At 61.6% G+C, this 519-nt stretch carries 1 pseudogene; it reads right to left on the reverse strand.

From position 1 onward, the window contains the following. Positions 1-300: 300 nt before the first annotated feature. Positions 301-519: pseudogene (locus tag ABEB00_RS30055) on the reverse strand (hypothetical protein); the annotation flags it as partial.

Consider the following 519-nt stretch of genomic DNA (forward strand, 5'->3'; position numbering starts at 1 on the left):
GCCGAGGGCTTGTCCTCAGTTGCTCGCGTCCACTGTGTTAGTTCTGAGGCAACGACTGTTGCCGGTAAGAGCTGAACCACACAATTAAAAAGTGTGCTTGTTCGCTCGAAACCATTAGGGTTTCGGTGGTCATAGCGTTAGGGAAACGCCCGGTTACATTTCGAACCCGGAAGCTAAGCCTTTNTTTGGAAGGACCCTTGGTCCCAGCGTCAAGCTGGGACCAAGGGTCCTTTTTGTTTTTCCGGAGCGCGCCGGGTACCCGGTTGCGTGAGAATGACTTTGCGGTACCGAAGACAGGAGTCACCCATGGCCACCAACTCTCCCGACGATCGACCGGAACGCGACCAGCGCCGACGGGACAGTGGTGACCGCGGCGACCGTGGTGGTCCCCGCGGGGACCACGGTGGGTTCCGCCGCGACAACGACCGGGGTGGGGCTCGGCGTGACAACGACCGTCCCCCCTTCCGCCGTGACGACCGGCGTGACGACCGGCGTGACGACCGGCGTGATGACAGTCGG

Source organism: Streptomyces ziwulingensis, from assembly GCF_039542605.1.
GTDB classification, from domain to species: Bacteria; Actinomycetota; Actinomycetes; order Streptomycetales; family Streptomycetaceae; genus Streptomyces; species Streptomyces ziwulingensis.